The organism is Deltaproteobacteria bacterium RBG_16_64_85, assembly GCA_001798885.1.
Lineage (GTDB): Bacteria > Desulfobacterota > Deferrimicrobia > Deferrimicrobiales > Deferrimicrobiaceae > FEB-35.
Genome location: MGQW01000080.1, coordinates 77,351 through 85,852, shown reverse-complemented (window position 1 = coordinate 85,852; position 8,502 = coordinate 77,351). Strand labels below are relative to the sequence as shown.

The window sequence follows — 8,502 nt, the reverse complement described above, 5'->3', positions numbered from 1 at the left end:
CACGCCATTACCCCTCCGAGAACAGGACGCAGGGTACCCCAGGGAGCGAACTTTGTCCGGGAGCGGGGCTGCCCTTCCGGCCGCCTCAGCCGCCTACCGCGCTCCGCAAGGTCGCGCTGTTCCTCGCTATTCGCTCGGCGGCGGCTTCGGGTTCGAATCCCGTCATAGGGATCCAATCGCAACATGAAACGTTAGATTGGCGGAGGGGGTGGGATTCGAACCCACGTGGCGGCTCGCGCCGCCAAGTCGATTTCGAGTCGACCCCGTTACGGCCACTTCGGTACCCCTCCGCGCGTAACGGAGGTATTATAGCGGAAACGCGACGGCGCTGATAATCATGCCCAGGGAGGCGACCGCGATGCATGACGGCTGGCGGATTGCCGCGCTGGTCCTCTCCACGGCGGGGTACGTCTTCGCCCTCATCCTGATCCCCCGGATCATCCTCGAGCGGCGCCAGCCCGCCGCCACGGTCGCGTGGGTGCTCTCCATCGCATTGCTTCCGGTGGTGGGCGTTCCCCTCTACTTCCTCGTGGGGGGACGCCGGATCCGCCGCCACATCCGCGCAAAGATCGGCGCGGTCGGCTCCATCGAGAGTTCCGTCGAGAACCGGGTTCGGCCGGAAAACCTCCCTTCGCTCCTCTCCTCTACGTGCGGCCGCATCCTGATGACGTCCGGGGCGCCCCCGCCGGTTGCGGGGAACCGGGTCACCGTCATCGAGGGGGGAGAGGCCGCGTTCGATGCGGTCCTCGAGCTGATCGAAGGGGCTCGCGACCACATCCACGCCCAGTTCTTCATCCTGGATGTGGACGTCATCGGGAAGAGGTTCATCCACGCGCTCGCATCCCGGGCGAGAGCGGGAGTCCGGGTCCGGCTGCTCCTGGACGCGGTCGGCTCCTGGCGGGCGCTGCTCCAGATCGTCCGGCCACTGCGAAAGGCGGGCGGCGAAGTCGCGAAGTTCCTTCCCGCGCTCCCGCTGCACCGGAAATGGTCGGCCCACCTGCGGAACCACCGAAAGTTACTGATCGCCGATGGGCGGGCCGCCTTCACCGGCGGGATGAACATCGGGAAACGCTACATGCACCCGCGAGCGGGTCCCGGCTTGTGGCGGGACAGCGCCGTGCGGATTGAAGGGGTGGGGGTGCGGGACCTGCAAGCCATTTTCCTGGACGACTGGGCATTCGCGACGGAGGAGGCCGGGCCGGAAGGGAACCTGTTCCCTGCGCTGCCGTCCTCCGGCGAAAGGGCGTCGGACGGACTGCTCCAGGTCATCGCTGCGGGGCCCGACCGCGCGATGCGCCCCATCTATCGGGGGGTGTTCACGGCGTTCACGCTGGCCCGCAAGAGGATCTGGATCGCAACGCCCTACTTCGTCCCCGACGATGCGATCAGCACCTGCCTCGAGAACGCCGCCCTGCGCGGGGTCGACGTGCGCCTGATCGTGCCGGAGAAATCGGACCTGAAGTCTGTGGAACTCGCGGGCCGTTCCTACTTCGACGACCTGATGCTTGCGGGCGTCAAGATCTACCTCTACCTGCCGACGAACCTCCATTCCAAGGTGCTCATCATCGACGACGACGTCGGGGTCGTGGGCTCCTCGAACGTGGACATCCGGAGCTTCTTCCTCAATTTCGAGATAGGGGTCTTCCTCTACGGACGGAAGGAGATCGATGCGCTGGCGGCAGGATTCGAAATGGACCTCTCGTTCGCCGCCGAGCTCGACCCCGCGGCATTCGGGCGCCGGCCGAAACTCGTTCGCCTCCTGGAGGACACTTCGAGGATTTTCTCCCCGCTGTTTTGAACGTCAGCGGCGGGAACGGAAGAATTCCGTGAGGAGGGCGGAGCACTCTTCAGCAAGGACGCCGGAGATGACGTACATGCGGTGGTTGAGGCGGGGGTCGGATGCGATCCGGTAGAGGCTTCGGACGGCGCCGGTCTTCGGGTCGTCGGCTCCGTAAATGATTTCGGCCACGCGGGCGTGGACGGCTGCGCCCGCGCACATCGGGCACGGCTCGTTCGTCACGACCAGGCGGCATCCCTCGAGCCGGTAGTTGCCGATCTTCTTCGCCGCCTTCCGCAGGGCGAGGATTTCGGCGTGGGCGGTCGGATCGTTCTCCGCTACGGGACGGTTGTGGGCGCGGGAGAGGATATCTCCGGATGGTCCCACAATCACGGCGCCGACGGGAACCTCGCCGGAAGCTGCGGCTCTCGCCGCTTCGCGGAGCGCGATGCGCATCCATTCCTGCCGGGGATCACTCACTGGGAGGCCGGGTCGTTCCGCCCGGGCTTCCGGAGCTTTCGGAAGGGGCATTCCCCGGGGAGTTTCGCCGGCCAGGCGGCGGCTGCGGAACAGGCTCCGAGAAGAGGAATCTCTGGATGACCCCCTGCTCGCCCGGGGGGAGATCCCGGTAGAACGGCCAGTTCATCATCTGCTCGTCCCGTTCCGCGGCGGGCATCCCGCGCCATTCCACGACCTTGCGCTTCAACGTCTGGCGGCGCTCGGGGGGGAGCTCCCGCCAGCGCCGGAAGAACTTTTTAATCACTATCTTCTCCTCGGGCCAGGCATTGCGGAAGATCTCGCGCCGCTGCCGCAGGTAATTGCGTTCCGACTCGGGGAGCTCCCGCCAGCGCTGCCGGTGCTCGAGGATCCGTTCCCTCTGTTCCGGAGGAAGCTCCTTCCACCGATGGTAGCGCTCCCGGATCCGCTCCCGCTCTTCCGGCGTCATCCGCCGCCATCGTTCCAGCTTTTCGGAAGTGATTTCCTCCTCAGAGCGGCTTGCCCGGATCCCATCCGGACGTTCCCCCCGATTCAGCGCTTCCGCCGCGAAACCTGGATGCGCCAGCGCCACAGAGAAGGCGACAAGCGCCGCTGCCAGAACCATTCTGCGCAAACCGCCGCACGACGTCAAGCTCACCCCTGCCTCCTGCCCGGGGGCGCCAATATCTCCATCTCGTCGACATCTCCGGGCGCGTCGAGGGCCGAGGGATCTTCCAGGACGTCGAGGTGGGCGATGATTTCGAGGTCTTCGGGCGTCAGCTGCTCATGGCCCGGGACCGGGACGGCCGGGGGTCTCTGCGCAGCCACCCGCGGAAGGCCGGCGGAAGCAGGTGCTTCCCCGGACTCGGTCACCGGCGCACCCCGGGCGACGTGCGGAAGCTGTTCTCGCGGGGCGACGACATCCTTCCCCTTCTCCGGAGACGAGAGCAGGAACAGTGCCAGCGCCACCGCCGCCGCCAGTGGAACCGCCGCCCACCGGATGGAGAAGACAAAGAGGCTGCGTCGCCGCGGGAGGAGGTCCTCCGCCTCCATCCGGGCAAACAACCTTTCGCGGAAATCGGAGGGAACGATCCCTTCGGTCATCGCAACTCCGGTCCCGATCGCACGCATCTTCCGCTCAAGATCGCGGCATTCCGCGCACCCTTCGAGATGCTCTTCGATCCGGCGGGTCTCCGCCCGGGAGACCTCCCCGTCGATCGAGGCGCTGATGGATTCTTTCAGGTTACGGCATTCCATTGAAATATCCCCGCTTTTCCTTATAAACCCGTGCGGGTGAAAATGGTTTCACGGCAACAGCCCCGAGAGGGATTCCATCAGCATTTCCCGTGCCCGGAAGATGCGGCTCTTGACCGCCTGGGTCGTAATTCCAAGCACGGTAGCCACTTCCTCGTAGGATAAGCCGTCTCCCCGGTTCAGGACGAACGCCGCCCGGCAGGTTTCCGGAAGCCGCTGGAGGGCCTCGACGAACCGCTCCTGGATCTCCGAGCTCCACGCCATCTCTTCGGGGTTCAGTGCGTTGGGACCCCGCAACTGCAGCGCGGGCGAGCCGTCCCAGGCTTCCTCCCCCGGGGGGATCGGCACCTTGTCCCCTTCCTCCTTCTCATCCCGGAGGAAGTTGAGCGTCGTCCTGCGGGCGACCGTGTACATCCAGGTAGAGAACTTCGCCTTCGGCTGCCAGGTGAACGCCGCGCGGGCGATCCTCAAGAACGTCTCCTGTGCCGCCTCCTCCGCCCTGGCCTGGTCCCCCGTCATCCGGTAGGCGAAGTGGATCACCTTCCCGTGATGCCGGGCGAAGAGCTCCTCGAACGCGTCGCGGCTCCCTTTCCGGTAGAGCTCCATCAGCTCTTCATCGGTCCGCACGGCGGGGGACACTCCTTCAACGGTGGTGGGGGACACCCTTGAACAATACTACCGAACCAACCAGGGGTGCCTCCCGTGGAAATGTCCCCCGAAAGCATGTCCTAGAAAGGCCAAAACCGGGCCTCCTCCCAGAACATCTCCCGCAGCTGCTCGTACTGCCGCGCCAGGATGTCGAGGTGCTCCTTCTCCCAGGCGAGGAGATCGTCGAACAGCCGCTCCGCGGGGGCGTCTCCCTGTACCTTCTTCCGCAGGGCGCCGAACTGTTCGATCGCCCGTTTCTCCAGCGTCATCCCGATCGAGAGCGCCGCCGCCTCTCCTTCCACGTCCTTCCCCTTCGCGACGAAATCCTCCGTGAACAGCGGAGAGCGGAATTTCCGGATCGCCTTCCGATCCGCCGCCCCCCGGATCCGCGCAGGCGGGTTCCCTTCGGCCATCCGGGCGATCTGGGCGACGATCGCCACGCGATGCTTCTCCTCCTCCTCCATCAGGAACATGAACATCTGCCGCGCCCCGTCGTGGCGGGAGCTCCGGGCCGCCATCCGGTAGAACTCCCGCCCGTCCACCTCGTTCAGCAACGCCTGCTGCAGGCCCCGGGCGATGGCCCCCGAAATTCCCCTGGCCGGTCCCTTTTTCATTTTGGGCGAACCCCCCCCCGTGCTATATGATGGTTCCATTATGCAGGATCTGATACGAAACTTGCTGATCAAGATTGGGGAGGACCCCGACCGGGAAGGGTTGAAGCAGACCCCGGAGCGGTACCAGAAGGCGATCGGCTTCCTCACTTCCGGCTATACCCAAGACCCCCGGGAGGTCCTTCAGCGCGCTCTATTCCACGAGCAGTACGACGAGATGGTGATCGTCAAGGACATCGACATCTTCTCCCTGTGCGAACACCACATTCTCCCCTTTTTCGGAAAGTGCCACGTGGCGTACCTGCCGAAGAAAAACATCGTGGGGTTGTCCAAGATCGCCCGGGTGGTCGAGCTTTACGCACGACGGCTCCAGGTCCAGGAGCGGCTGACCCAGGAGATCGCCACGGCGATCATGGACACGCTGAAGCCGCAGGGCGTGGCGGTTGTGATCGAGGCGTTTCACCTGTGCATGATGATGCGCGGCGTGGAGAAGCAGAACTCCAAAGCGGTAACCTCCGCGATGCTGGGTGTCTTCCGGACGCGCGAGTCGACGCGGATGGAATTCCTCGAACTCATCAAGCCTACCTTGAACATCCTGCGGTAACCCCGGGCGGCGGGCCCTACTTCGCAGCTTCCCGCATGATTTCTTCGATCGCCGCCTCGACTTCCTTCGCCGTGGCTTCCAGCTCCGGCTCGTTGAACATTTTCAACAGGATCGTTGGCTTGAGGGTCTCGAGCACGACGTCCTTCCCGTCCACGTAGATGGTGACGCGGCAAGGAAGCGCCGTCGCAATCTTGATGTTCGTGTCCAGGACCTTCTTCGCGGCCACCGGGTTGCACACTTCGTAAATGTAGAGCGTTCGACCGAACGCAAGCCCCTTGGACCGGAGCGTCGCCGTCACATTATGAATGGCCTGCACGCCGAACTTCCGCTCGGCCGCGGCGTCCTCGAACTTCTGGCGGACATCGCCGAGGGATTTCCCGCTCTTCACCGTGATGAACATCGAAAGGCCTCCTTCCTCCCCCGGCACCCTGCCGCTGGGCTGCGCTCAGCAGGATCCTCAACCGCCCCCGCGGCCGGCCAGGAAGTAGACGGCGAACACGACGGCGATCAGTACCAGCGGCATCCAGTCTGCTGTCATTGCTTCTTCCTGTCGGAGGTATTCGAGCGTTTTCCCGCCTCGCCCGCCTGACGCCCGCATCCCTGCGGGCTTTTCCTCCTGCTCGTCGGCGGCGGGCTCGGAGCTCGTTCCCTCCATGTGTATTCAAGCAGTTGGGCTCTCGCTCCCGGCGACCGCCGGACGCTCCTCACGTTCATCTGAACGGCGAGCGGCGGGACCCTCCCCTGCACGACGAACCGCCAGGCTTGGAGCCTTCTCCCGCCCCCGCGGTACGGAACAGGGAGATCCCGATCTTCTCCGAGGCGCCCCCGCAGGCCGGGCAGGCCGCCTTCTTGCCATCGTCGGAGAGGCGCGTGTACGCTTCGAAAACGCGCGAGCACGCCCCGCACCGGTATTCGTAAAGCGGCATCACTCCCTCCCCTTATCTCTCGGACACGCCGAGTTTCTTCAGGATATCTTCCATCAAGCACCACTTTGTCAGGCCCGACTGGAAAAGGTTCAGGCCGACGAAGGCGGTGAACAGGAACCAGTACCTGCTGACATAATACCCGAGAGCGAGACTGCTCAGCACGAATAACCCCGCGATCACCCGTATCCATCTTTCCACGTTCATTGCCGCTTTCCTCCTGATGTTTCCGTTGTCGCTGCTTTGTTGCCGCAACACCGATTCCCATACCGTAAAGAAAGCATAAGCGGTGCCAATTTCTTCAGGGTATCCTGTTTAATCGATAACCGTTTGAACGGGTATTAGATAGATTTAATTATTGCCTTTACTGAACTCGGCCAGCCCCGGAAAAGGACGATCCGCCCCCCGGCTTGCAACGAAACGTAGCGAGATAGGGAAATCAGGCCAACCCCAGGCGCTTCATTCTTCGCCATAGCGTGGTGCGGTCGATCCCCAACGCGGCGGCCGCATCCTTCCGGTTCCAACGGTGCATTTCCAGCGTCCGAAGGAGACCCTCTTGTTCCCCCTCTTTCCTGGCGCCTCCTGCGGCGTCGATTCCAGGGGCCTCCGCACTCCCGCCGTCGGACGGCACCGTAGGAGACGATTCCCTCCGGGGACGGCAACGCTCCCGCAGCTCGTCCGGCAGGTCCTCCACGGAGAGAACCCTTCCCCTGGCGCACACCATTCCGCGCTCCAGGACGTTCTCCAGCTCCCGGATGTTCCCCGGCCACGGGTACTCCATGAGGCAGCGCATCGCCTCGGGAGACACCGCCTTGACCCGCTCCATCCCGCGCCGCTTCAGCCGCTTCAGCACGTGGTCCACGAGGAGGGGAATGTCCTCACGCCGTTCGCGCAAGGGGGGAACGGAGATCGGGATGACGTTGAGCCGATAGAACAGGTCTCCACGGAACTGCCCCGCGGCCATGGCCGCTTTAAGGTCCTTGTTGGTGGCCGCGATCACGCGGACGTCGGCGCGCTGGGTCTTGCTGCTGCCCACCCGCTCGAACTCCCGGTCCTGGAGGACGCGCAGGAGACCCACCTGCAGGGCGGGGGAGATCTCCCCGATCTCGTCCAGGAAGATCGTGCCCCCATCGGCCGCCTCGAACCTCCCCACCTTGTCGGCGATCGCCCCGGTGAACGCCCCCTTGACGTGGCCGAACAGCTCGGACTCCAGGAGCGTCTCCGTAAGCGCGGCGCAATGGACCTTGACGAACGGCTTCTCCCGGCGCGGGGAGAGGTCGTGGATGGCCCGGGCGAAGAGGCCCTTCCCCGTCCCGCTCTCGCCCGTGACGAGCACGGTGGAGTCGGTGTCCTTCACCACGTCGATCATGTCGAAGATCCGCCGGATGTTCGGGGTCTTCCCGACGATGTCGCGGAGAGGGAACTTCCCCTTCCGCTCCTCGGCGAGCCGCTCGATCTCCTCGAAGCTCCGGAAGGAAATGACGAAGCCCAGCCTCTCCCCGGCGTCGCCCTCGAAGAAGGCCCAGCTCGCGCTGACCGGGACGATCCGGCCGTCGGCCCGCACCAGCGTCCCGTCCACGTCGTTGCGCGGCCTCCCTCCTTCCGTCAGGTCTCCCATCGGGCAGTCGTGCTGCGCGGGGCCGAAGCTCGCCCGCAGGATCCTCCGGCAGTCCTTGCCCAGCGCCTCTTCCGCCGGAATGCCGAACAGGCGCTCCGCCGCGCGGTTGAACGAGGAGATCGTGTGGTCCCGGTCGACCGTGATCACCGCCTCGCTCAGGCTGTGAAGGATCGCGGAAAGCATCTTTTCGCTGTGTGGCGCCGCCACCGATCCGGCAGGGTGCAACATTTCGTCGCGAGTCATGAAGGGGATTGTATCACGGCGGAAAAAAAAGGGACCCGGGCAGGAAGGGAGATCCCCGGTTCCACGAGATGTCAGCGAATCGCTTTCACTGCTTCCGCAGCGCCTGGTCCAGGTCCTCGAGGATGTCGTCGATGTTTTCGAGGCCGACCGACAGGCGGATGAAATCGTCGGTGACCCCCGTCTCCAGTCGTTCCTCGGGCGTCAGCTGCTGGTGGGTCGTCGACGCCGGGTGGATCACCAGGCTCTTGGCGTCCCCGATGTTGGCCAGGAGCGAGAAAAGCTTCAGGTTGTCGATGAACTTCTTCCCCGCCTCCATCCCCCCCTTGATGCCGAAGCCGAGGATGGCG

13 protein-coding genes and 1 tRNA gene are annotated in these 8,502 nt (G+C 64.6%); 2 read left to right on the top strand and 12 right to left on the bottom strand.

The window, feature by feature from the left end:
* Nucleotides 1-197 precede the first annotated feature (197 nt).
* A tRNA-Ser gene (locus A2Z13_07070) sits at nt 198-290 on the bottom strand.
* Between the two features lie 86 nt (nt 291-376).
* On the opposite strand from A2Z13_07070, the gene A2Z13_07065 reads away from it, so the two are divergent.
* Nucleotides 377-1,798 carry a cardiolipin synthase gene (locus tag A2Z13_07065; GenBank protein OGP76799.1) on the top strand — a complete coding sequence of 474 codons (1,422 nt, stop codon included), beginning with the start codon at nt 377-379 and terminating at the stop codon, nt 1,796-1,798.
* Between the two features lie 3 nt (nt 1,799-1,801).
* On the opposite strand, the gene A2Z13_07060 is transcribed toward A2Z13_07065, so the two are convergent.
* The 5 genes from A2Z13_07060 to A2Z13_07040 form a co-directional block, all read right to left on the bottom strand.
* Nucleotides 1,802-2,233 carry a tRNA-specific adenosine deaminase gene (locus tag A2Z13_07060; GenBank protein OGP76764.1) on the bottom strand — a complete coding sequence of 144 codons (432 nt, stop codon included), beginning with the start codon at nt 2,231-2,233 and terminating at the stop codon, nt 1,802-1,804.
* A 16-nt stretch (nt 2,234-2,249) separates the two neighbouring features.
* On the bottom strand, nt 2,250-2,879 hold the full coding sequence (locus A2Z13_07055) for a hypothetical protein (protein ID OGP76763.1): 630 nt from the start codon (nt 2,877-2,879) through the stop codon (nt 2,250-2,252).
* Nucleotides 2,880-2,908: 29 nt separating this feature from the next.
* Nucleotides 2,909-3,511: a hypothetical protein gene (locus tag A2Z13_07050; GenBank protein ID OGP76762.1), complete on the bottom strand. Its 603-nt coding sequence runs from the start codon at nt 3,509-3,511 to the stop codon at nt 2,909-2,911.
* A gap of 48 nt (nt 3,512-3,559) precedes the next feature.
* Nucleotides 3,560-4,147 carry a hypothetical protein gene (locus A2Z13_07045; GenBank protein ID OGP76761.1) on the bottom strand — a complete coding sequence of 196 codons (588 nt, stop codon included), beginning with the start codon at nt 4,145-4,147 and terminating at the stop codon, nt 3,560-3,562.
* 89 nt (nt 4,148-4,236) lie between these two features.
* Nucleotides 4,237-4,770 (bottom strand): hypothetical protein, encoded by a 534-nt coding sequence (locus A2Z13_07040; protein ID OGP76760.1) that lies wholly within the window; start codon nt 4,768-4,770, stop codon nt 4,237-4,239.
* 37 nt (nt 4,771-4,807) lie between these two features.
* On the opposite strand from A2Z13_07040, the gene A2Z13_07035 reads away from it, so the two are divergent.
* Nucleotides 4,808-5,371 carry a GTP cyclohydrolase I FolE gene (locus A2Z13_07035; protein OGP76798.1) on the top strand — a complete coding sequence of 188 codons (564 nt, stop codon included), beginning with the start codon at nt 4,808-4,810 and terminating at the stop codon, nt 5,369-5,371.
* Nucleotides 5,372-5,387: 16 nt separating this feature from the next.
* On the opposite strand, the gene A2Z13_07030 is transcribed toward A2Z13_07035, so the two are convergent.
* From A2Z13_07030 to A2Z13_07005, 6 genes are all read right to left on the bottom strand, one after another.
* Entirely contained in the window at nt 5,388-5,771 is a 384-nt protein-coding gene (locus A2Z13_07030) for a hypothetical protein (protein OGP76759.1), read from the bottom strand.
* Nucleotides 5,772-5,828: 57 nt separating this feature from the next.
* Entirely contained in the window at nt 5,829-6,026 is a 198-nt protein-coding gene (locus A2Z13_07025) for a hypothetical protein (GenBank protein ID OGP76758.1), read from the bottom strand.
* Between the two features lie 55 nt (nt 6,027-6,081).
* Entirely contained in the window at nt 6,082-6,297 is a 216-nt protein-coding gene (locus A2Z13_07020; protein ID OGP76757.1) for a hypothetical protein, read from the bottom strand.
* A gap of 12 nt (nt 6,298-6,309) precedes the next feature.
* Nucleotides 6,310-6,501 carry a hypothetical protein gene (locus A2Z13_07015; GenBank protein OGP76756.1) on the bottom strand — a complete coding sequence of 64 codons (192 nt, stop codon included), beginning with the start codon at nt 6,499-6,501 and terminating at the stop codon, nt 6,310-6,312.
* A 232-nt stretch (nt 6,502-6,733) separates the two neighbouring features.
* Nucleotides 6,734-8,095: a hypothetical protein gene (locus A2Z13_07010; protein ID OGP76755.1), complete on the bottom strand. Its 1,362-nt coding sequence runs from the start codon at nt 8,093-8,095 to the stop codon at nt 6,734-6,736.
* Nucleotides 8,096-8,240: 145 nt separating this feature from the next.
* Nucleotides 8,241-8,471 (bottom strand): hypothetical protein, encoded by a 231-nt coding sequence (locus A2Z13_07005; GenBank protein ID OGP76754.1) that lies wholly within the window; start codon nt 8,469-8,471, stop codon nt 8,241-8,243.
* Nucleotides 8,472-8,502: the final 31 nt, after the last annotated feature.

Coding starts and splice junctions, on each gene's coding strand:
- A2Z13_07060 (OGP76764.1), bottom strand. CDS start 2,233: ATGCGCATCGCGCTCCGCGAAGCGGCGAGAGCCGCAGCTTCCGGCGAG.
- A2Z13_07055 (OGP76763.1), bottom strand. CDS start 2,879: ATGGTTCTGGCAGCGGCGCTTGTCGCCTTCTCTGTGGCGCTGGCGCAT.
- A2Z13_07050 (OGP76762.1), bottom strand. CDS start 3,511: ATGGAATGCCGTAACCTGAAAGAATCCATCAGCGCCTCGATCGACGGG.
- A2Z13_07040 (OGP76760.1), bottom strand. CDS start 4,770: ATGAAAAAGGGACCGGCCAGGGGAATTTCGGGGGCCATCGCCCGGGGC.
- A2Z13_07030 (OGP76759.1), bottom strand. CDS start 5,771: ATGTTCATCACGGTGAAGAGCGGGAAATCCCTCGGCGATGTCCGCCAG.
- A2Z13_07025 (OGP76758.1), bottom strand. CDS start 6,026: ATGGAGGGAACGAGCTCCGAGCCCGCCGCCGACGAGCAGGAGGAAAAG.
- A2Z13_07020 (OGP76757.1), bottom strand. CDS start 6,297: ATGCCGCTTTACGAATACCGGTGCGGGGCGTGCTCGCGCGTTTTCGAA.
- A2Z13_07015 (OGP76756.1), bottom strand. CDS start 6,501: ATGAACGTGGAAAGATGGATACGGGTGATCGCGGGGTTATTCGTGCTG.
- A2Z13_07010 (OGP76755.1), bottom strand. CDS start 8,095: ATGCTTTCCGCGATCCTTCACAGCCTGAGCGAGGCGGTGATCACGGTC.
- A2Z13_07005 (OGP76754.1), bottom strand. CDS start 8,471: ATGGAGGCGGGGAAGAAGTTCATCGACAACCTGAAGCTTTTCTCGCTC.